The organism is Streptococcus sp. (assembly GCF_041802885.1).
Lineage (GTDB): Bacteria > Bacillota > Bacilli > Lactobacillales > Streptococcaceae > Streptococcus.
In genome coordinates this window covers 43274-63884 of record NZ_JBHCHN010000019.1, presented here as the reverse complement: position 1 = coordinate 63884, position 20611 = coordinate 43274, and the positions used below count along the sequence as shown (strand labels likewise).

At 43.7% G+C, this 20611-nt stretch carries 21 protein-coding genes and 1 pseudogene; 6 read left to right on the top strand and 16 right to left on the bottom strand.

The window, feature by feature from the left end:
- Positions 1–271: topoisomerase DNA-binding C4 zinc finger domain-containing protein (locus ACEYCN_RS02685; RefSeq protein WP_373712761.1), on the top strand; the 271-nt coding region annotated here is incomplete at its 5' end.
- A gap of 132 nt (positions 272–403) precedes the next feature.
- Positions 404–697 (top strand): DUF5960 family protein, encoded by a 294-nt coding sequence (locus ACEYCN_RS02680; RefSeq protein WP_373712760.1) that lies wholly within the window; start codon positions 404–406, stop codon positions 695–697.
- Positions 698–754: 57 nt separating this feature from the next.
- On the opposite strand, the gene ACEYCN_RS02675 is transcribed toward ACEYCN_RS02680, so the two are convergent.
- The 10 genes and pseudogenes from ACEYCN_RS02675 to ACEYCN_RS02630 form a co-directional block, all read right to left on the bottom strand.
- The gene (locus ACEYCN_RS02675; RefSeq protein ID WP_373712759.1) at positions 755–1633 is read right to left on the bottom strand and encodes a ribonuclease D; all 879 of its coding nucleotides are present in this window, start codon (positions 1631–1633) and stop codon (positions 755–757) included.
- A gap of 153 nt (positions 1634–1786) precedes the next feature.
- Positions 1787–2320 carry a PolC-type DNA polymerase III gene (locus tag ACEYCN_RS02670; RefSeq protein WP_373712758.1) on the bottom strand — a complete coding sequence of 178 codons (534 nt, stop codon included), beginning with the start codon at positions 2318–2320 and terminating at the stop codon, positions 1787–1789.
- 160 nt (positions 2321–2480) lie between these two features.
- Positions 2481–2942, bottom strand: a complete 462-nt coding sequence (locus ACEYCN_RS02665; protein ID WP_373712757.1) for a DnaA ATPase domain-containing protein — start codon at positions 2940–2942, stop codon at positions 2481–2483.
- Between the two features lie 71 nt (positions 2943–3013).
- Positions 3014–3964 (bottom strand): annotated as a pseudogene (locus ACEYCN_RS02660) (helix-turn-helix transcriptional regulator).
- A 294-nt stretch (positions 3965–4258) separates the two neighbouring features.
- Positions 4259–5614, bottom strand: coding sequence for a 23S rRNA (uracil(1939)-C(5))-methyltransferase RlmD (rlmD, locus tag ACEYCN_RS02655; RefSeq protein ID WP_373712756.1), 1356 nt, complete (start codon positions 5612–5614; stop codon positions 4259–4261).
- An 85-nt stretch (positions 5615–5699) separates the two neighbouring features.
- Positions 5700–7055, bottom strand: coding sequence for an LCP family protein (locus ACEYCN_RS02650; protein WP_373712755.1), 1356 nt, complete (start codon positions 7053–7055; stop codon positions 5700–5702).
- A 20-nt stretch (positions 7056–7075) separates the two neighbouring features.
- Entirely contained in the window at positions 7076–7903 is an 828-nt protein-coding gene (gene pheA, locus ACEYCN_RS02645; protein WP_373712754.1) for a prephenate dehydratase, read from the bottom strand.
- On the bottom strand, positions 7894–8385 hold the full coding sequence (locus ACEYCN_RS02640) for a shikimate kinase (RefSeq protein WP_373712753.1): 492 nt from the start codon (positions 8383–8385) through the stop codon (positions 7894–7896). Before ACEYCN_RS02640 ends, pheA begins: the two co-directional genes overlap by 10 nt.
- On the bottom strand, positions 8378–9661 hold the full coding sequence (gene aroA, locus ACEYCN_RS02635) for a 3-phosphoshikimate 1-carboxyvinyltransferase (protein WP_373712752.1): 1284 nt from the start codon (positions 9659–9661) through the stop codon (positions 8378–8380). Before aroA ends, ACEYCN_RS02640 begins: the two co-directional genes overlap by 8 nt.
- Positions 9662–9756: 95 nt before the next feature.
- Positions 9757–10671: an L-lactate dehydrogenase gene (locus ACEYCN_RS02630; protein WP_373712751.1), complete on the bottom strand. Its 915-nt coding sequence runs from the start codon at positions 10669–10671 to the stop codon at positions 9757–9759.
- A gap of 188 nt (positions 10672–10859) precedes the next feature.
- Here ACEYCN_RS02630 and ACEYCN_RS02625 point away from each other — a divergent pair, with 188 nt between their 5' ends.
- From ACEYCN_RS02625 to aroB, 4 genes are read left to right on the top strand one after another with little or no spacing between them, the layout of a single operon-like run.
- On the top strand, positions 10860–11879 hold the full coding sequence (locus tag ACEYCN_RS02625) for a 3-deoxy-7-phosphoheptulonate synthase (protein WP_373712750.1): 1020 nt from the start codon (positions 10860–10862) through the stop codon (positions 11877–11879).
- Between the two features lie 11 nt (positions 11880–11890).
- Positions 11891–12916 (top strand): 3-deoxy-7-phosphoheptulonate synthase, encoded by a 1026-nt coding sequence (locus ACEYCN_RS02620; RefSeq protein ID WP_373712749.1) that lies wholly within the window; start codon positions 11891–11893, stop codon positions 12914–12916.
- Between the two features lie 34 nt (positions 12917–12950).
- Positions 12951–13826, top strand: coding sequence for a shikimate dehydrogenase (locus ACEYCN_RS02615; RefSeq protein ID WP_373712748.1), 876 nt, complete (start codon positions 12951–12953; stop codon positions 13824–13826).
- 24 nt (positions 13827–13850) lie between these two features.
- Positions 13851–14918 (top strand): 3-dehydroquinate synthase, encoded by a 1068-nt coding sequence (aroB, locus tag ACEYCN_RS02610; RefSeq protein WP_373712747.1) that lies wholly within the window; start codon positions 13851–13853, stop codon positions 14916–14918.
- Positions 14919–14969: 51 nt separating this feature from the next.
- Here the strand turns inward: aroB and ACEYCN_RS02605 are convergent, their stop codons facing one another.
- The 6 genes from ACEYCN_RS02605 to ACEYCN_RS02580 all read right to left on the bottom strand — a co-directional run bounded on the left by ACEYCN_RS02605 (position 14970) and on the right by ACEYCN_RS02580 (position 20610).
- The gene (locus ACEYCN_RS02605; protein ID WP_373712746.1) at positions 14970–15773 is read right to left on the bottom strand and encodes an ABC transporter ATP-binding protein; all 804 of its coding nucleotides are present in this window, start codon (positions 15771–15773) and stop codon (positions 14970–14972) included.
- 9 nt (positions 15774–15782) lie between these two features.
- On the bottom strand, positions 15783–16679 hold the full coding sequence (locus ACEYCN_RS02600; RefSeq protein WP_373712745.1) for an ABC transporter permease: 897 nt from the start codon (positions 16677–16679) through the stop codon (positions 15783–15785).
- A 54-nt stretch (positions 16680–16733) separates the two neighbouring features.
- Positions 16734–17711: an ABC transporter substrate binding protein gene (locus tag ACEYCN_RS02595; protein ID WP_373712744.1), complete on the bottom strand. Its 978-nt coding sequence runs from the start codon at positions 17709–17711 to the stop codon at positions 16734–16736.
- Between the two features lie 13 nt (positions 17712–17724).
- The gene (locus tag ACEYCN_RS02590) at positions 17725–18690 is read right to left on the bottom strand and encodes an ABC transporter substrate-binding protein (RefSeq protein ID WP_373712743.1); all 966 of its coding nucleotides are present in this window, start codon (positions 18688–18690) and stop codon (positions 17725–17727) included.
- A gap of 454 nt (positions 18691–19144) precedes the next feature.
- On the bottom strand, positions 19145–19483 hold the full coding sequence (locus tag ACEYCN_RS02585) for a YlbF/YmcA family competence regulator (protein ID WP_373712742.1): 339 nt from the start codon (positions 19481–19483) through the stop codon (positions 19145–19147).
- Positions 19484–19503: 20 nt separating this feature from the next.
- Positions 19504–20610, bottom strand: a complete 1107-nt coding sequence (locus ACEYCN_RS02580) for a prephenate dehydrogenase (protein WP_373712741.1) — start codon at positions 20608–20610, stop codon at positions 19504–19506.
- Position 20611: the final 1 nt, after the last annotated feature.

The window sequence follows — 20611 nt, the reverse complement described above, 5'->3', positions numbered from 1 at the left end:
CTCGGGACCCCTTGTAGGAAAATGTCCTAAGTGTGGCAACAATATTGTATTAAAAAAATCGTTTTATGGTTGTTCAAATTATCCTGAATGTACCTTCACTTTAGCTGAACATTTTAGAAAGAAAAAACTCACCAAAACAAATGTAAAAGAATTACTAGAGGCAAAAAAAACCCTGGTAAAAGGAATCAAAACGAAAGATAGAAAGTCCTACAATGCCGTTGTAAAAATCGGAGAAAAGGGATATATTGATTTTATCTCTTTTTCAAAATAAGCATAAAAGCCCTTTAAAGAGGGCTTTTATATATTAATCACAAATCACTTAGTTATACTCTATCTACTATTATTACCAGTAACATTGATTGTGTTTAAATTATTAGTATTGAACTTGTCGAGGAGGTGCTCTATGAATCAGCTTGAGTTTCAGCGTAATCACCTGCAAATGGACTATTACAGCGAGAGCTACCAAGATTTTGAACGTGACTTTTATCGCTACTCCAATATGAATATTCCATTGACCTTCTTGACCGATGATATCCTCAAAACAATGGCAACTTCTCGTAAAAATTACTTTGTCCAAAATAAGGAAAAGGCTAGAGATATTCGCGAACATTACTTCATCTTCAAGGTAAAGAGGGTGAAGGAAAATAATCTAATTTGGAAATATAGCTATCAAAAAACGGTGACGAGTATAAAATAAAGGAGCAAATCAATTGCCCCTTTCAAATAATCAATTTAGTTAACAATCTTATTTGGATTAATATAATTTTTCCCATTGAGTAATGGATTTTGGCAAAATTATTTTATAAGTGTTATAGAAATCAAGTAATTCACTTGGCGTGATAACAATAATATTTTTCAGCTTTTCTGCATTTTCTACATTTGGCGCAAATAGAAATACCTTATAACCTGCTTCTACAAAACTTGAAAATTGCATCGCATCCAAAGTAGCAGCTTTTTTACCTTTGACTTGTACAACTGCCTTCGATACATTTGCTGGATTACGGGACAAAAATTCACATTCAATTTTTATAGTTGTCGACTTACTGGCAATAGAATTTGAGAGAACATAATAATCATATTTAATTTGAATATAGGAGATAACCAACTCCTCTAAATCAAAATCGGGTAGATTATCTAATAAATTCCCTCGCAACTGATTAACTTGAAAATGCTCAGTTTGAGATAAATTATTATAAGTGGCTTTAGAGTATTCCTCAATGATTGCATCTCGAATTTCATTAGCCGTACCTGCATTTGCCCTATTGAAAGACGCTTTAATCTGCCCTGGAACTTGCAAACCTACTTTATAAGCTTCAACTGGAATCACTGCACCGATATCTAACTCTTTACTAAAAAAAGCTTCTGCTTTCCCTTTTGAGCGACAAATCCAATAATTACCCTCCAGATCCCTCGTCCAGAACAAATCATCGATTGCAACATTTCTAAAAATATTTAAAACTGGGTTAATTCTTTTCATACCACTTCTGACAGTATTAAAATATGCTTCAAATGTCTCAAACTCACCTGCCCAACCGATGGCGAGAAACTGTTTGTGGTTATTTAAACAATAATCAATCAAATCTTTCCTATTCTCTGCATGTGTTTTTAAATTTATCCTAATAATTTTAACCATATTTTACCTTTCCAAATATCTGTCTGACAATTAACATTTATTCATTGCTTTCAAAATAAGCCTTAATTGTTTGATTTTCTGAATCGATTTTTTGTTCATTGTTAATCCTTTCAACCTATCTTCAATCCAAAAGTAGAACTCGTCTTAAATCTATCAAAACTCTCTGAGTTTTTCAAGTAGAATTCTTGTCGTTTCAACTCCAAATTCTGGATTTTGATTGTTTGTATCAAAATCAAAAAATTGTGCTAATTGCGTCAAAGAATAGCGTTTTAATTCTGGGTAAGCCTTTCGTACTAATTCTAGTGAATCAACCACTGGTTGATTCAAGGCTTGAAAACCATACTTTTGAAAATAATAATTCAAAAAGTTCACTTCAAACTCTGCATTATGGGCAACAAGAGTCAAATTACCACAAAATACTTGAAAATCATTTAACACTTGCTCTGCTGATTCACCTCTCTTCATCATTTCGTTGGTTATCTTCGTCGCATCAGTCATAAATTCTGATAATTCTTCTTGATTTCTGACTATCTTATTAAAACGTTCTGCTATCTCTCCTTTTTCAATCCTAATAGCGAAAATTCCTAGCAAAGATGAGTCCTCTGGAGAGAGACCGGACGTCGCTATGTCAAAAACTACATAGTCATCTAATATAAAATGTTTTTTTATTTGTACTTCTTGAATCATTTTTTACCTACTTCTTTACTACACTAGCGTTTGGAATAGTTTTTGCATAAAATTCTGCTGATTGTTTATCATAAAAACCTTGTGCAATCACATTCCCGAACTGAACGATAACAATCCATTCTTGCATGTTAGATTTCTCCTTCCTATTTAAGTTTACTAATCATTGATTCTGGGATGTCATATTTGTTGTTAATCCCCATTGTAATCGTTCCTGTAATTTGCCAGAAACTTCCATGCTATTTGGTGCAACAGTTGAAGAAATAATCAACTGTTTCTTGTTTGCTTCAATCAGCATTGCAATTTTTTCTTCCAGAGCTTTATCCTTAGGCAATAAATGTAAGTCATCGATGAGAACATAGTCATCATCTGACAACATAACATTTTCTATAATTTCATCTGACAGTTCTTTTGCTGATAGAAATACTACCTTATTTAGTTCAACAATTGCGTTGATGGTGGCATTTAGCAAGTGCGATTTTCCAACTCCTTTTTCACCGCAGATATAAACAGGATTATAGTAATTCTTATCCTCAATAACTGTCTTTAATGCAGCTAAAGCCCAAGCATTTCCATCATTGACCGAAAAATTCTCAAATGTTTGATTTTTATTGACTGGTTTCATCTTTTGTACCTCACTCATAACTTGATAGGTTTATTATAAAAGACTCCATGGACAATATTTGTCCACCTAATCTACAAGTTATAATTTTGCTGCATTTTTTTAAGAAAATTCTTCATATCATCTACTAGCGTTGCAGGAGAAAGCACTGTCAAAGCATCTGCTTGACTCAACAACCAACGTTTCAATCCTGGTGTGTCTTGACTGATAAATTCAATTATAACTCCTTCGGGTGTGTGCTCAATAATCCTAGCGGTTGGAAATTGATCCGTTACAATGGTTGGGTCATAGGCAAATTGAACTCTAATCGTCAACTCTCGCCCCATAAATGGATCAACGCGTTTGTTCCGTACCTCTCCATCACGAAACTTCTTCCCATAAGAAATCTGTGGTTTCTTTTCATTTGATACTTTCCAATCTAAAATTCTATCTAATTTTAAGGTCATATATGACTCAAAAGTCAAATTATATGCTACAACATAAAAGTAATGCACATCATAGTATAGGGATACAGGAAGAACCGTATGTTGTTTTTCAGTATTATAAGGCGATTGATACCGGATATCTAGAACCAACTCTTTTCGTATCATTTCTGACCATTCCCAGATTTTATCAATTCGCTTTTGAGTATCAGACAATGGCGCATAATTTAGTAGTTCGCTCGCAATAATTTGATAAACCGCTTTTTGTTCCTCCTTAGAGATTAAAGCCAACAAACTATCAATTAGAGACTTATTTTCCTCTTTGTTCAATGAACGGTTTTCTAATAAAATCTTTGATATTACCAAAATATCCTTTTTATTAAATAATGATTTTCCTTTTAGATAACGGGTATGGTATTTCGCATCATAGGCAAGTTCCGCTGCAACTATAGGCTGCGATTCCAAGAAATGACCCAATAGAGAAAAATCTCTCTGTATTGTTTTTTCGCTAACTCCAAACTCATCTGCTAGCTATAACTTAGAAAGATGAGCACCTGACTGCAAACGCAGAAAAATCGTTAGTAAGTATTCTTGATTATTCATATTCACCTCAATTATAAAAAATTATAACATCACTAACAGTTTATATTCAATTGTTACCACTATTTCCATAGTAACCATATAGACGACTTTGAAAGGTGGGGACGTTTCTATTCCCACAAACTCCTTGTCAATGGAAACAAACACATACCCACAGGGTAAATGGAAATAGAATTGGATAATTTCTAGCTATCACTTCTACTCACTCCAAAAATTTACTCACTCTGATACTTCCCCACTATAAAGTAAAAAGCCTTGCAATCAAGGCTTTTCATTATCCCTTTCGTTCAAAGGTTTCTACTCTTTTACGAGCAGAGCAACACACTCGATGTGATGCGTCTGTGGAAACAAGTCCACGGGCTGGATCTTGGTCAGTTGGTAGCCCAGTTCTTGGTAGAGTTTGATATCACGCGCCATGGTAGCTGGGTTGCAGGAGACATAGGTGATTTTGTTCGGTTGCATGGCTGCGCTGGCCTTGATAAAGCTCTCGGTTAGGCCCTTGCGGGGCGGGTCCACGATGAGGACGCTGGGTTGGATACCCTCCTTGCTCCACTTGGCCATGGCCCTTTCTGCCGTATCGGCAACAAAATGGGCATTGGTGATACCGTTGAGCTGGGCATTTTTCTTGGCATCTTCTACTGCCTGCTCGATGACTTCCACTCCATAGACTGCCTTGACCGATTTGGCAAAGGAGAGGCCAATGGTACCGATGCCCGAATAGGCATCGATGACCACATCTTCTGCTGTCAAATCTGAAAAATCAATGGCGGTTTGATAGAGCTTCTCTGCCATAACTGTATTGACCTGGTAAAAGGATTGGGCGGAAATAGCATAGGTATTTCCCAGCATCTGGTCTTCAATGGTATCCTGACCATAGAGGGTGCGGAAGGTCGGACCAAAGATGGCGTTGGTATTTTGTTCGTTAATATTTTGCAGGATAGAAACAACTGCTGGAAAGGCCGCTACAATCTTTTCTACCATCTGCTCAATCCGAAAGATTTTTGGTCTCGTGGTCACCAAAACCAGCATGATTTGACCAGTGTAGTGGCCACGTCGAACCACCAAATTCCGAATAAGCCCAGTCTGCTCTTCTTCATCATAGGGCTTGATGTCAAAGCGGCGCAGCAAATCCCGGACAAAGAGGATGAGCCTGTCAATCTCCTTGTCCTGAATGTAAAAATCCTCGATGGGCATCAGGTCATGGGAATGTTTGCGGAAAAAACCGGTTTCTAGCTGACCATTAACCCGACGAACAGGTACCTGAGCCTTGTTCCGATAGGCCACTGGCTCCTCCATCCCCAGTGTTTCAGCTACCTCCACATCCCTAAGACCAGCAATTTTATAGAGGTTGTCCACAACCTGCTTGCGTTTGAACTTGAGCTGCTGGCTGTATGCCAGATGGCCGAAGTCCGCGATTCCCGTCCGCAGATAGGACACATCCAGGTCCATATTGCGGTCTGGGGAGGTGGATAGGTATTCCTCCACCTTACCAAAGCCACTGTTTTTCTTGACCTTGAGCACCCGCATACGGATTATTTCCCCAGGCAGGGCATTTTCAACAAAAAAGACCATGCCATCAACTCTGGCGATACCCGCACCCTCATGGCTCAAATCTATGATTTCGACATCTACTATATCATTTTTCTTTAGCATTTTTTCCTCGTTCTACTGTTCTGCTCTGCTTTTCTCAAAAAAATGAAAAGAGGCAGGACTTTGTCCTAGCCTCATTATATCATATTTAACGGAAACCTAGCTCAGCTAATCGCTGGCTGTATTTTTCAAAATCAATTTCCAAACCAAGTCCACCGTAGATATCATATCCATCAATCCAATCCCCATTTTCAGGAATGGTGGTTTGGACCATACCATTGGAGGCATCGAGGGCAGCTGGTAAGCCATTGGTCACCATAAAGAGTGGCGAAATGGTCGTTGGAGTCAAGGCATAGACCTTACCCAGAGCTTCAGAACCTGTAAAGAGCTTGGTTGGGTCCTTAATCTGGGTCAAAATAGCAGACATCACTTCCTGCTGCCGCCTGGTCCGACCAAAATCCCCCTCATCATCCTTTCGGAATCGAGCATAGTTGAGAAGGGTTTTACCATCCATGCGCTGCGGCCCAACCTGAATGGTCTGGTAAGGAGATCCACCTGAAGCGAAGCCCAAATCGTCCGGTACTTCAACTGATGACACAACTTGGCCATCAATGGTCGAAAACTGAGCATCCATTTGCACCCCATTGGGGAAAATGGTATCAATGGCTGTCGCAAAGGTAGAGAAATCAATCATAACATAGTGTTGAATCTCAATACCAAAATTCTCTTGTAAGACTTGTCGCAGGTTTTCAGCCCCTTGCTGGTCATTTTGGTAGCCCAAGGTATAGGCTGCGTTGATCTTATAATCATTTCCTTGAATATTGATCAAGGTATCCCGCATAAAGCTGACCATCTTGATTTTTTTATCGGAGTTATTGATATTGACCACCATGATGGAGTCCGTCCGAATCATGTCAGGGCTATTCTCTGGGCGACCATCAGTTCCCAGAACCAGGATATTAACACCGTCCTTTGTAGCCTGGCCATTGAAAGCCTCGGCCTCAGACTTTGTCCCAACGCTATTGTAGCCCTTGAAAAACATGAAAATCATCCCTGCCAAGGTCAATAATATCGTCCAAAAAGCCAGCTTAAAGATACGTTTAAACCAGTTAACCTTCTTGCGCGGTTTTTTGACTTTAGGTTCCTGGACTATCTCTTCACTAAGCGGAGCTTCCCGCTTACTCAACTTAGGCTTGGGTTGAGGCTTAGGACGACGCTGTTTCCGCCGCCGTTCTTCCCTTGGATAGGTTGGAAGAAGCTCCTCACCCTCCTCAACAGGAGTATGGTAGACTTCCCTTTCATGGTCATTTCGATAGGAAGGAAGCTCAGAATAAGAGGGCTTGGGTCTGCTGGCCCTGCGTGATGGTCCAACAAGGCCTTGAGCCCTCTGTTCTAAATAGTCTAATTCCCGTTGCTCGGAGTCGTTAAGATAGTAAATATTTTTTCGTAAATAATCTAATCGCAATTCCTCATGATGGCTGAGGTTGCCAGTATTTCTAGACATATTCCATCGTTTCCTTTTCTCTATCTAGCCTTATAAACAAGATAGTTCCCTAAGATTTTATAAGAAATTCCCAAACTTGTCAATTCTTTTAAGGAATAGTCGACCAATTCTGGCTGAGAATTATCCGCATCAATGATAAAGAAATACTCTCCCAGAGCTGTTTTGAGAGGACGACTTTCAATCTTGGTCAAATCAATCCCACGCCAGGCGAAGACGGACATGGCCTTATAGAGAGCGCCTGGTAGATTATCTGGCAGGGTCAGGGCAAGAGATACCTTGCTGGCCTGGCTGGGCAGCTGAATCTTAGGAGCCTCCTTGCCCAAGAGCCAGAAACGAGTATAATTCTCATCGATTTCCTGGATATCTTGAGCAATGACCTCAAGACCATATTCTTCTGCCGCCGCATGAGGGGCTATGGCTGCATAGGCTTCATCTGGATGCTCTGCCACATAACGGGCCGCATAGGCTGTGCTGGCTGTCATCTCAATTCGGGCATGGGGATAGTGTTCCCGAATGTATTGCTTGCCCTGGGCAATGGCCTGGGGATGGGAATAGATGACCTCAATGTCTTTTCCTTGACTGGTCGCCATCAGCTGCTGGGCAATGGGTTGGATGATTTCCGCCACCGCATGAATCTCTGCTTGATGAAAAAGGTAGTCCAACGTTTCGTGGACAGACCCTTCAATGGAATTTTCAACTGGAATGACCGAAAAATCAACCTGTCCAGATTCAAAGGCCTTGATGACCTCCGTGATATTGGCAAAAGCCAGCAACTCAGCATCAGGAAAGGCCTGGTGAGCAACTTGATGGGTAAAGGAGCCACGTGGCCCCAAATAAGCTACATACATGTGATTAACCTTGCAATTTCTTCTGGTGTGCGGTTATCGGTATGGATGACCAAATCAGCTAAATCCTGATAAAGCGCCATCCGCCGCTGGAATAAGTCCTGAAACTCTTCTTTTGATTTAGTCTGAAACAGGGGGCGCTGGGCATGGGTGTCCTCCTGAATACGGCGGTAGACCACATCAAAGGAAGTCGTCAGGAGAACATTGTTTCTACGGTTCTGACGCAATAATTCCCTATTTTTTTCAGAGAGAACCACTCCGCCTCCAGTTGAGATGACCGTATCTCCCTCCAGTTTCAACAATTCTTCCAGGGTTTCGGATTCGATGGCCCGAAAGGCTGCTTCCCCCTTCGCCGCAAAAAAATCTGAAATGGTCATGCCAATTTTCTCTTCAATAAGGGCATCCATATCGACCACCCTCCCCTTTAAATACTTGGCAACTGTCGTTTTACCAGATCCCATGAAACCCAATAAAATCTTAGCCATGCCGCAATCCTTCCAAATCTGCAAAGAAGCTTGGATAGCTTGTGTTAATGGCTTCTGCCCGTTCCAGTTCGACCTCTCCATCTTGTACCAAGAGGGCTGCGATGGCGGTCATCATCCCGATTCGGTGATCACCAAATGTGTTGATGGTAGCGCCGTGAAGCGGCGTTTTACCGATAATAATCATCCCATCATCCGTTGGGGTAATGTTGGCTCCCATGCTGTTGAGGGCATCGGCCACCACCTGAATGCGGTCTGTTTCCTTGACCTTAAGCTCCTCCGCATCCCGAATGACGGTGGTACCATTGGCCTGGGTTGCAAGGAGGGCGATGATAGGAAGCTCATCGATGAGGCGTGGGATGATTTCTCCAGCAATTTCAGTCCCCTGCAAGTCAGAAGTCTCCACTGTGATGGTGGCTGACTTGGCCACCTCATCCACTTGAGATAGGGTCAATTTTCCGCCCATGGCCTGGATGACATCCAGGATGCCGGTTCTGGTTTCATTGATGCCCACATTTTCCAAGACAATCTTAGAATTTGGCACAATCAAACCCGCCACCAGCCAAAAGGCTGCACTGGAAATATCTCCTGGAACCACAACTTCCTGACCAACCAATTCCTGGCCACCTGAGATGCAGATTTCCTTGCCCTTGACATCAATCTGGCCACCGAACTGAACGATCATATCCTCTGTATGATTGCGGGTTTTTTCCTTCTCAATGATGACCGACTCTCCCTGAGCTTGCAGGGCCGCAAAAATGAGGGCTGATTTGACCTGGGCAGAAGCAACCGGAAGCTGATAATGGATAGGCTTGAGTTCCTTGCTGCCCCTTAGTTTCAAAGGTGGCAAGTGACGGTCCGTCACTCCAGATACGGTGACCCCCATCTGGCTCAAAGGAATAGTGACCCGATCCATGGGACGTTTGGATAAACTATCATCTCCAAACATCTCCACTTCAAAGTCCTGACCAGCCAAAACGCCTGAAATCAGACGGATTGAAGTCCCTGAGTTCCCCATGTCCAGCTTGTTTTGAGGAGCTTTTAAGCCATCAAAGCCGACACCATGAATGGTGATGACCTGACCGTCATCCTCAATGGTGACCCCCAAGTCCCTAAAGACCTGCATAGTGGACAAGACATCCTCGCCACGGAGAATATCGCGAACAGTGGTTTTCCCCTTGGCCAGACTGCCAAACATAATCGAACGATGACTGATGGACTTATCTCCTGGTACTCGTAAGGTTCCCTGCAAACCTGGTGATTGTGTCGTTAATTTCATTCTATTTCCTCTTCTTAAAAAACTTTTTCATGTATCTTATTATTTTAGCATATAAGTGCCAAAATCTCTATCAATTATTGGTCTCGTCTGTTTGCTTACAAACTTTCTGCAAATTTTGTCTTGATATAGTTGGCAGAGGCGGCCAGTTTCTCCTCCTCATCCTCGGTCAGATTTAATTGAACCTGCTCGAGGATGCCCTTTCGGCCCACAATAGCGGGGTAACTGAGATAGGTATCGTGGGGCTGGTAATAGACCGATACAGGTAATTCTTCATGGCTGTCTGAAACTACTGCTAAGGCTAGACGAATGGCCGCACTGGCAATGCCAAAGTTGGTGTATTTTTTCCCGTAAAAGACACGGTGACCGCCCTGAATGGATTCGGTGGCCAAGGCCTCTAAAAAGCTGGCTGGTACCAAATCAGCAATAGCTTGTCCCTTGATGCGGACCTGGCTCCAGGCGGTGAACTGGGAATTGCCATGTTCACCCAGATTGTAGCCATAGACACTGCGGGGACTGACCTGAAAATGCTGACCAACAGCCCGCTTCATCCGAGCTGTATCCAAAAGGGTTCCTGTCCCAATCACGCGCTCCTTGGGAAGACCTGTGTAGTGCTGATAGAGGCTAGTCACCACATCGACTGGATTGGAAATGACGAGCAGGACCCCATCAAAACCAACCCGCACCAATTCCTTAGCTACTTGGGGAACCTGGACCGCAGTGAAGGGCAATTCTGCAAAACGGTCTGCATCTGGATTGTCCTGGAGGGCAATGTTTCCCAGGGCAGAAATGACCACATCCGCATCTGCCAAGGCCTCATAATCATTGAGGACAATCTTGGCATGGTAAAGAGCGTTCATGGCAGAGTCCTGAAAATCAATAGAATCCGCCTGCAACTTTCTCTCATCAAGGTCAATCAAGACATAATCATCAAATGCCCCCTGCACCATCAGTCCATGGGCCACCGTAGAGCCCACATGGCCCATTCCAATAATTCCAACTTTTCGTACCATTTCAAGCCTCCTTGTCCATCATTTTTTATATTATACAATGTTGAAGGAAAAAATAACAGTCAGAATTTGCTGAAAATTTCCATTTTACTGAAAATATGCCCAAAAAGGCGAAGAATTTCTGTAATTTTCTAAGGAAAATGGTATAATAGTAAAATACACTAAAAATATGAAAAATAGAGGAGCCTCCAGTGTTTACAGCAATTAGTGAAAAAATTGATATCGATCAGGTCCGGGAACATTCCAAACTATCTCCTGAAACTCTTTCCAAAAAGCAAAAACGTGACCGCGAACTAGAAGCCATCTTAAAAGGGGAAGACGACCGCCTACTCTTGGTCATCGGCCCTTGTTCCTCACACAATGAGGAAGCCGTTTTGGACTATGCTCATCGTCTGGCCAAGCTCCAAGAGGAAGTCAAGGACAAGATTTTCATGGTCATGCGGGTTTACACAGCCAAACCAAGAACCAATGGCGATGGCTATAAAGGCCTCATGCACCAACCGGATACGGATGCAGCGCCTAGCCTCATCAATGGCATCAAGGCTGTCCGCAATCTCCACTACCGGGTCATTACAGAAACTGGTCTAACTACCGCTGATGAGATGCTTTATCCAGAGAACCTCCCCCTTGTGGATGACTTGGTTTCCTATATCGCAGTTGGAGCACGGTCCGTTGAGAACCAGCAGCACCGATTCGTCGCCTCTGGTATCGATGTACCAACTGGCTTGAAAAATCCAACCTCTGGTAACCTCAAGGTCATGTTCAATGGTATTTTCGCTGCCCAGAAAAAGCAATCCTTCCTCTTCAACAATACAGAGGTGGAGACTTCTGGCAATCCCCTGGCCCACGTGATTTTACGCGGCGCTAGCACGGAAAATGGCAAATACCTGCCCAACTACTACTACGATAACCTTCTGGAAACCATTGATTTGTACCAACAATTTGGTTTGGACAATCCATTTATCATTATCGATACCAACCATGATAACTCTGGAAAAAATTACCTAGAGCAAATCCGCATTGTCCGCCAAACCCTCATCAACCGGGATTGGAACCAGTCTATCCGCAACTATGTTCGTGGCTTTATGATTGAATCCTACATTGAGGATGGCCGCCAGGACAACAGTGAAGTCTACGGAAAATCCATCACAGACCCATGCCTGGGTTGGGAAAAAACAGAAGAACTCATTCGAGAAATTTACGAGAGATAAGGAAGAAAACCATGGGAATTCATCAGAGAAGTACTAGCATTGACATTGCTCAGGTCAAAGAATTGTCAAAACTAGAAGGGGATTTCCTCATCGCCAAGGAAAAACGGGATGAGGAGCTGAAAAAGGTCATTCGCGGGGAAGACCAGCGACTCTTGCTGGTCATCGGCCCATGCTCTTCTGATAATGAGGAAGCAGTCATAGAATATGCCCGTCGCCTCTCCAAGCTTCAGGAGGAAGTAAAGGATAAAATCTTTATGGTTATGCGGGTCTATACTGCCAAACCACGGACCAATGGCGAGGGCTATAAGGGCTTAGTCCACCAGCCTGACACTTCCAAATTACCAGATTTGATCAATGGAATCGCTGCTGTGCGCAATCTTCACTACCGTGTTATTACTGAAACAGGCCTGACCACAGCAGATGAGATGCTCTATTCAGCAAACTTTCCCCTGGTCGAAGATTTGGTTTCCTACCACGCTATCGGGGCACGTTCTGTTGAAGATCAGGAGCACCGCTTTGTGGCTTCTGGCATCGACATGCCAACTGGTATGAAAAATCCAACCTCTGGCAATCTGACTGTCATGTTCAACGCCATCTATGCAGCTCAAAACCAGCAAAACTTCATTTACCGAGATGCTGAAGTAGATACAGATGGCAATCCTCTGGCCCATGCCATCCTACGTGGCGCCAGTACCGAACAGGGTATCAATGAACCCAACTACTACTACGATATTCTCGTCAAGACTATCAAACAGTATGAGCGCTTCGGCCTAGCTAATCCTTTCATCGTTATTGACACCAATCATGATAATTCTGGCAAGAACTACCTGGAACAGATCCGCATCGTCCGCCAAACCCTCATCAACCGAGCTTGGAATGAAGACATTCGCAAATATGTCCGTGGCTTTATGATTGAATCCTACTTGGAAGATGGCCGCCAAGATACCCCGGATGTCTTTGGTAAGTCTATAACTGACCCCTGTCTGGGCTGGGATAAGACAGAAGAGCTGATTCGTGAAATCCACCAGACCATTTAAGTAAATCTTGGAAGCTACAAACATGAGGACTTCTATGAACATTGACGGATATACAAGACTGGCTGCCGTTGTTGCCAAGCCCATCAAGCACTCTATTTCTCCCTTCATCCACAATCTAGCCTTTGAAAACACAGGAATCAACGGGGTTTATCTAGCCTGGGAGATTGCTGAAGAGGATTTGGCCGTCACAATGGAGAATGTCAAACGCTATGATATGTTTGGGCTCAATATTTCCATGCCTTATAAGCAGGCAGTCATCCCCTACCTGGACCAACTAACCAAATCCGCTCAACTCATCGGTGCTGTCAATACCATCATTCCACGTGGAGGTCAACTAATCGGCCACAATACAGATGGCATTGGCTTTTTCAAGAGTCTTGACAAACTAGCTGGCTTCCAGGCCCAAGGCAAGGTGATGACCGTCCTTGGAGGTGGCGGGGCTGCTACTGCCATCATAGCCCAGGCAGCCCTAGATGGCGCTGCAAAGATATTTGTCTTTAGTCGCAGCCAAAGCATAGAAAGACATACAGCCACTGCTCAAAAAATCAGTAAAGAAACCCAGGTGCCCATTGAAGTCCTCCCCCTTGAGGACAGCTCCCTTCTGCAAGAAAAGATTTTCCAGTCCCGACTCCTTGTCAATGGTACCAGCGTTGGAATGGATGGAAAAAGCTTGGTGGTTGATGAAGAGACCATCTTGCCCCAAAATTTGCTGGTGGTTGATGTCATCTACCAACCCTTTGAAACTCCCTTCATAAATTTTGCAAAGCAGCAAGGGGCGACATCTGTCAATGGATTAGGCATGCTCCTCTTTCAAGCAGCTGAAGCCTTTCAGATTTGGACAGGCAAGGAAATGCCTACGGACTACATTTGGGAAAAATTAGTTCAAAAATACCAGCTAGACAAAAAATAAGAGCTAAAAGTAGAGAGGATAGTCATGAAACTAACGGTGAATCTCCCTAAAAACCCCTATGATATTATCATCCAAAAAGACTCCCTAGCCCAGGTTGGCGACTGGGTCAAAGATCTTTGGAAACCACAGAAAATTGCCATTATTACAGACGACCATGTAGCCTCTCTCTATCTGGAAACCGTTAAAACCAGCCTTGAAAAGGCAGGTTTTGAAAGCATTGCCTTTGTTTTCCCCGAAGGAGAAAGCTCCAAAAATCTGGAAACCGTCAACCAAGCCTATGAATTTCTGGTCAAGGAGGACATGACCCGGAGCGATGGTATCATTGCACTTGGAGGCGGAGTTGTCGGTGATTTGGCCGGTTTTGTGGCCGCTACCTATATGCGGGGCATTCATTTTTTGCAAGTTCCGACCAGCCTGACCGCTCAAGTTGATTCTTCTATCGGTGGAAAAACGGGGGTCAACACCCCCTTCGCCAAAAATATGGTCGGTTCCTTCTATCAACCTGACGGTGTCCTCATCGACCCCCAAACCCTGAAAACACTCGGCAAAAGAGAATTGATCGAAGGAATGGGTGAGGTGGTCAAATATGGTCTCATCGATGATGTCCAACTATGGAAAGATTTGAAGCAGATGGACGGGAGCATTGACAGTATCCTTGAACATGCAGAAAATATCATTTATCGCTCCTGCGAAGTCAAGCGAAAAATCGTGGTCGAGGACGAGCTGGATAAGGGCGTTCGTTTGTACTTGAACTTTGGCCACACTATCGGCCATGCCATCGAAGCAACTGCCGGCTATGGTCAAGTCATGCATGGCGAAGCTGTTGCAATCGGCATGGTCCAAGTTTCACGAGTGGCTGAGAATAAAGGCCTGATGCCTGCCGGCATCACAGACCAAGTAGTGGCCATGTGTCAAAAGTTTGGCCTTCCAACCTCACACCAGCCCTGGAAAGCTCATGAGCTCTACGAAGCCCTTACCCATGATAAAAAGGCCCGTGGAAAATCGATTCAACTCATCCTGGTCCCTAAACTGGGCTCTGCTACTATTCACTCCATCCCCATGGAAGAAATGAAGGATTACTTGGTACAATAAGACAATAAAAGACTACAAATCCCAATGGAGTTTGTAGTCTTTTATTTTTGCTTAATTCAAAATCAATTCATCATTGGCTAGGGCCTGGCCACTGTTCTTATGGAAGAGTTCCATGAGGTCTTGAACGGTTAGGTTGGCCTTTTCTTCTCCCTTGACATCCACAACAATGCGGCCTTGATGGAGCATGACCAATCGGTTTCCATAGGCGATAGCATTTTCCATGTTATGGGTAATCATCAGGGTGGTCAGCTGATGGCTTTCGACAATCTTCTTGGTTAATTCCATGACCATGTCAGAGGTTTTTGGATCGAGGGCCGCAGTGTGTTCATCCAAGAGCAAAAGTTTTGGTTTCACCAGAGCCGCCATCAAGAGGGTCAGTGCTTGTCTTTGGCCACCTGATAAGAATTGGGTATCCACCTTGAGGCGGTTTTCCAGACCGAGGCCCAGTTCCTTCAAGGATTCTTGAAAAATCTGGCGCTCATTGTCCTTCACGCCCCAAGACAGGCCACGGGATAGGCCGCGGCGATAGGCAATGGCCATATTTTCCTCAATGGTCAGGCGGGAAGCCGTTCCCATTTTGGGGTCCTGGAAAACACGGGCAATATCCTTAGCCCGCTTGGCTGCTGGAACGTTCTTGATAGATTTTCCCTCCAAGAGGATGTCCCCCTGATCGACTGTCAGGGTACCAGCCAAGGAGTTCATAAGGGTAGATTTCCCTGCTCCATTTCCTCCGATGATGGAGATAAAATCCCCTTCCTGCACATCCAGGTCCATGCCACGCAGGACATGGTTTTCATTGATGGTTCCCGCTTCAAAGGTTTTATGAATCGATTGGATTGATAAAATAGTTGTCATACTGTCCTCCTAAGCTGTTTTGTCCGTACCAGCTAAAGGACGGATTTTGATTTTTTTCTGAACCTCTGGCACAAACAGGACCACCGCCAGCAAAATGGCTGAGAAGAGTTTGACCAAATCCGCATCCATACCAGGAATTTCCAAGATAGCCAAGATAATCATGCGGTAGAGGATGGAGCCAAGAACAACTGAAGCCAGGCGCCAGCCAATAGTGAGGTTGCGCAGAATCACTTCTGCAATGATGACAGAAGCCAGGCCAATGACAATGGTCCCTGTCCCAGAGTTAAGGTCTGCATAGCCATTATTTTGGGTCAAGAGTGCTCCACAAAGGGCAATCAGGCCATTAGACAGCATATAGCCATAAATCTTCATCTGGTCCACATTGATTCCGTTGGCCTCACTCATGGGAATATTGTCCCCTGTAGAGCGCAGAGCCAAACCAACTTGGGTTTTCAAGAGTAAGGTCAAGAGGGCAATCACCACCAAAACAAAGACTCCGCCAATAAGAAGCACCGCATTCGTCTTGCTAAGGCCAAGGTCTTGCAGTTGGGTCACCAAGGTTGTTTGTCGTAGCAAGGCCACATTGGCTTTACCAAGAACTTTGAGGTTAATGGAATAGAGACCGGTTAAAGTTACAATCCCCGTTAAGAGGGCTGGAATCTTCATCTTGGTATGAAGGAGGCCAGATACTAGGCCAGCTCCCATTCCTCCTACAAAGGCTAAAAGGGTAGCAAGCAAGGGATTAAGACCACTAACGATTCCCGTAGCACAGATAGCAGCTCCCAGGGGATAGGCCCCTTCTGCTGTCAAATCCGCAATATCCAAAATACGATAGGTCAGATAGACCCCAATGGCCATAATAGACCACAAGAGTCCCTGTGATAAACTTGATAAAATAAGATCCACAATTTTCTCCTTTTGAAACCTGGTCGCTGGATCTCAACCAGATTTCATGATTCATTATTCTTCGACAGATAGTTTTGAAACATCGATGCCCAATTTTTTAGCCATCTCTTCATTGACATGGAGATTCACTGTTTCAGGGTATTCAACCGCTACTTCTGCTGGATCTGCCCCTTCAATGATTTTTATGGCCATTTTAGCCGTTTGACGGCCGAGGGCTTCGTAATTTGTACCGTAAGTCAAGAGACCGCCAGCATCCACCATGTCAGTTGAACCACCAATAACAGGCACCTTATATTCCACTGATAACTCACCAATCATCGTCATAGTAGAAGCTACGGTATTGTCTGTTGGAACGAAGACCGCATCCACATCTTTCATCAGGCTGGTTGTGGCATCCTGTACATCATTTGTCGTTGATATACCTTTGAGCACCACCTTGTAGCCTGCTTTTTCCAACAACTTCTGTGCTTCTTCTACCTGAACCTCTGAATTGCGTTCACTGGTTGTATATAGAATTCCTACTGTCTTAGCATCTGGAAGAGCTTGCCCCAGTAAATCAACTTGTTTGTCAATCGGAGCTTGGTCACTGGTCCCCGTCAGGAGCCCACCAGGTTTTTTGATTGAATCCACCAAGTCAGCAGACAGAGGATCTGTAACAGCAGTAAAAAGAATTGGTGTTTCTGTTGAAACAGTGGCTAAACTTTGGGCAGCTGGTGTAGCAATGGCTAGAACGATGTCATTGTCACCGGTCAATTGCTCTGAGATGGTTTGCAGGTTGGCCTGATCTCCTTGAGCATTTTGATAATCTACAGTGATTTTGTCGCCCTCTTTGTAACCATTGTCTTCCAATTCAGAGATAAAACCCTTACGTGCAGCAGTCAGTGAATCATGTTCTACATACTGTAAAATACCGACCTTAACTGTATCTTTGCTATCCGCCCCCTTGGACTCCGAATTTCCGCAAGCAACTAGTGCCAAGGCAGATAGGGCCGCAACTGAGCCTAATAGAGCTGTTTTTACTATCTTTTTCATTCTATTTCCTCACTTATTTATTTAGTTCTTCGATAGAGGCAGAATCAATGCCTAGGGCCTTGGCCATCTCCTCATTGACCGCAATCGCTGCTGTATCAGGTTTTTTTACTGCTAGGTCTGCCGGATCTTTACCCTTGAGTACTTCAACAGCCAACTCACCAGCCTGCACACCAATCGCATGGTAATCCACACCGTAGGTAAAGAGGACTGCTTCCAGGTAGGCTTCGTCACTACCGATTGCTGGAACTTTCTTGTCCATTAAAATTTCACCGATAGTCGCTGCTGTGGAAGCTACTGTATTGTCAGTTGGCAGGTAAATGGCATCCACCTGGCCAGCTAAAGAAGTCATGACCTGCTGCACATCATTGGTGGAAGTCACGGTTTTGATGACCACTGTTTTTCCAGCTGCTTCCAGGGCTTCTTTGGCTTGTTTGGCCTGAACCTCGGAATTGACCTCGCTAGAGTTGTAGAAGATTCCCACAGTCTTAGCCTCTGGAACTACTTTGAGCAACATCTCCACCTGGCCTTCAACATCTGTCACATCGATAGAACCAGTCATATTGCCTCCAGGTGTTTCAAGTGAATCCACCAAACCAGCAGAAACTGGATCTGTCACTGCTGTAAAAACCGCAGGCGTTTCAGAGTCCACATTGAGTAGGGCCTGGGCAGCTGGTGTAGCAATCGCAAAATTCAAATCATTTTGACCCGCTAACTGATCAACCATGGTCTGAAGATTAGCCTGATCTCCTTGGGCATTCTGGAAGTCAACGGTCAAATTTTCTCCCTCTACATAGCCCGCATCCTTTAAGGCTTCTAGAAAACCCTTGCGAGACGAGGACAGGGCATCATGCTCCGCATATTGGATGATCCCCACAGATACCGCATCTTCTTTTTTAGATGAGGAGTTGGAACCGCAGGCAGTCAAGGCCATAGCTGAGACAAGGGCAAAAGATGCCAGTGCTATTTTTTTTAACTTCATCATTTTTCTCCTGTATAGTTTCTTTTTTCTTAAAGGAAAGATGAGACAGAAAAGTTCTGCGGTCATAAAAATAAGGAACCCTAGACTGCATCTAAAGGGTTCCTTTTTCAATCGTAAAATGAAAAGAGATTGACTCTGGTGCCCTTTTAAGATTCTCATCTATGTCGGCACACGTTTAATAACCACAGCCACATAGATACAAACTTTGCGTTGCACGTGTCTGTATCCATGCTTCCATGTCTACAAACACTATCTAAAGTAGCCGTAGTAAAAGGTCTGATGATTCGTAAGGTCTTGACAAGTCAACAACATACGAGCTCTCCTATTCTCATTTCTTTTAAGGTTAGTAAAAGCATAAACCATTTTGACTCATTTGTCAAGAAATTCTGTTTAAAGATTCGCTTTTTTCTGACAATTTTGATTAAAAATACTTTTTACTCTCAGAAAATCAACCTTACAGTAGGTCTCTCAAAGGGCTAAAAATAATCTTTTCTACATCTGCCATATAGATTGAAAGCTGCTGTTGCTTAGCAAAGTAGTCTGCAAGCAAGCTATTGTCTTGTACCTTCTGGCTAATCTCCTCCATGCGCTTTTGCATGTCTGGATTAGGCATCTGACCTGCCTGCATAAGACCCTGCAATTCCGTTTGAAAAGCCAAGTATTCTTCAAAAACAGCCTTAGCATCTGCATCTGCTTCGATGGCCTGTTTGGCTTCTTCTACAGCCTTATACTCTGGTAGCAAACGGATAGTGCGATCCAGTTCATTGGCCAAATCATAGATATTTTGAGTCATAGTCTTCCTCCTAGAAAAGCTTATATAATCGTGACCTGATAAGGGGTTTTTTCCCGGATTACATGGGCAGCCCGATCCAGATCTTCCTTGGATTTAAAGGTGATTTGTAAAATTCCATCAATATCTTCCCGGTTTTCCTCGTTAATACGAATGTTAACAACAGAAGTTCCCCTGAGTAATTCCAAGATCATCAGGATAACATCTTCCTCGTCAGGAACGTTGATATAAATATCGTAGAAACTATCAACACCAGCTCGTTTGTGGATTTCCATCTCTTTGCGAATCTGACGCCCTTTTTCAAAAAAGTTCCAAATATGATCTGAATCCTGGTGTCGAATGGCGTCGGCTATCTCTGTCAGACGCTTCTGAAATTCAGAAATTCGCTCAAGCACAGCATCTGGATTGGTCATGAGAATACTAGTCCACATACCTGGCTCACTTTCTGCAATTCTGGTCATATCCCTGAAGCCACCAGCTGCAAAATTATTGGTAAAAGGATGTTCTAAGGCATAGTCTCCTGCCTGATTCATCAGACTGGAGGCCAGAACATGGGGAAAATGGGAAACCTGACTGGTTACTCTGTCATGTTCTTGAGGCTCAATTTCGATAAAGCGGGCATGAAGGCCAGATAAGAGATCGATCAAACGAGGTAGGGCATCTTGCTTGGTAGCACTCGTCCTTGTAAAGATGTAATAAGCATTCTCAAATAGATTGACATCTGCTGCAATAGCTCCAGTCTTGTGACTCCCAGCCATCGGATGACCACCTATAAAGTTGATACCTACTGGTCCCAGATGAGCTTCAGCTGCCTGACAAATCGCCAGTTTAGTTGAGCCTGCATCTGTTACCAAAACTGTACTTTTGAGCGGGAGCTGTGCCAATTCTTTGATAAAATCAATAGTTTGCTCAATTGGAACAGCTAAAATAATGACATCCGCCTGGTCAGCAAAACTAGCAAAATTATCAGTCGCCTCATCCACAAAACCTTTTTCCAAAGCAATGAGGCGAGACTTCTCTCCCCGATTATAGCCTAAAATCCGGTAATCAGGATGGTCCCGTCGAATTCCCAGGGCCAGGGAAGAGCCAATCAAACCAAGACCGGCGATATAAACAGTTTTTTTACTCATG

What these genes read in the sequence shown, in the direction of transcription:
- ACEYCN_RS02680 (WP_373712760.1), top strand. Translation starts at nt 404, where the DNA reads ATGAATCAGCTTGAGTTTCAGCGTAATCACCTGCAAATGGACTATTAC.
- ACEYCN_RS02675 (WP_373712759.1), bottom strand. Translation starts at nt 1,633, where the DNA reads ATGGTTAAAATTATTAGGATAAATTTAAAAACACATGCAGAGAATAGG.
- ACEYCN_RS02670 (WP_373712758.1), bottom strand. Translation starts at nt 2,320, where the DNA reads ATGATTCAAGAAGTACAAATAAAAAAACATTTTATATTAGATGACTAT.
- ACEYCN_RS02665 (WP_373712757.1), bottom strand. Translation starts at nt 2,942, where the DNA reads ATGAAACCAGTCAATAAAAATCAAACATTTGAGAATTTTTCGGTCAAT.
- rlmD (WP_373712756.1), bottom strand. Translation starts at nt 5,614, where the DNA reads ATGCTAAAGAAAAATGATATAGTAGATGTCGAAATCATAGATTTGAGC.
- ACEYCN_RS02650 (WP_373712755.1), bottom strand. Translation starts at nt 7,055, where the DNA reads ATGTCTAGAAATACTGGCAACCTCAGCCATCATGAGGAATTGCGATTA.
- pheA (WP_373712754.1), bottom strand. Translation starts at nt 7,903, where the DNA reads ATGTATGTAGCTTATTTGGGGCCACGTGGCTCCTTTACCCATCAAGTT.
- ACEYCN_RS02640 (WP_373712753.1), bottom strand. Translation starts at nt 8,385, where the DNA reads ATGGCTAAGATTTTATTGGGTTTCATGGGATCTGGTAAAACGACAGTT.
- aroA (WP_373712752.1), bottom strand. Translation starts at nt 9,661, where the DNA reads ATGAAATTAACGACACAATCACCAGGTTTGCAGGGAACCTTACGAGTA.
- ACEYCN_RS02630 (WP_373712751.1), bottom strand. Translation starts at nt 10,671, where the DNA reads ATGGTACGAAAAGTTGGAATTATTGGAATGGGCCATGTGGGCTCTACG.
- ACEYCN_RS02620 (WP_373712749.1), top strand. Translation starts at nt 11,891, where the DNA reads ATGGGAATTCATCAGAGAAGTACTAGCATTGACATTGCTCAGGTCAAA.
- ACEYCN_RS02615 (WP_373712748.1), top strand. Translation starts at nt 12,951, where the DNA reads ATGAACATTGACGGATATACAAGACTGGCTGCCGTTGTTGCCAAGCCC.
- aroB (WP_373712747.1), top strand. Translation starts at nt 13,851, where the DNA reads ATGAAACTAACGGTGAATCTCCCTAAAAACCCCTATGATATTATCATC.
- ACEYCN_RS02605 (WP_373712746.1), bottom strand. Translation starts at nt 15,773, where the DNA reads ATGACAACTATTTTATCAATCCAATCGATTCATAAAACCTTTGAAGCG.
- ACEYCN_RS02595 (WP_373712744.1), bottom strand. Translation starts at nt 17,711, where the DNA reads ATGAAAAAGATAGTAAAAACAGCTCTATTAGGCTCAGTTGCGGCCCTA.
- ACEYCN_RS02590 (WP_373712743.1), bottom strand. Translation starts at nt 18,690, where the DNA reads ATGAAGTTAAAAAAAATAGCACTGGCATCTTTTGCCCTTGTCTCAGCT.
- ACEYCN_RS02585 (WP_373712742.1), bottom strand. Translation starts at nt 19,483, where the DNA reads ATGACTCAAAATATCTATGATTTGGCCAATGAACTGGATCGCACTATC.
- ACEYCN_RS02580 (WP_373712741.1), bottom strand. Translation starts at nt 20,610, where the DNA reads ATGAGTAAAAAAACTGTTTATATCGCCGGTCTTGGTTTGATTGGCTCT.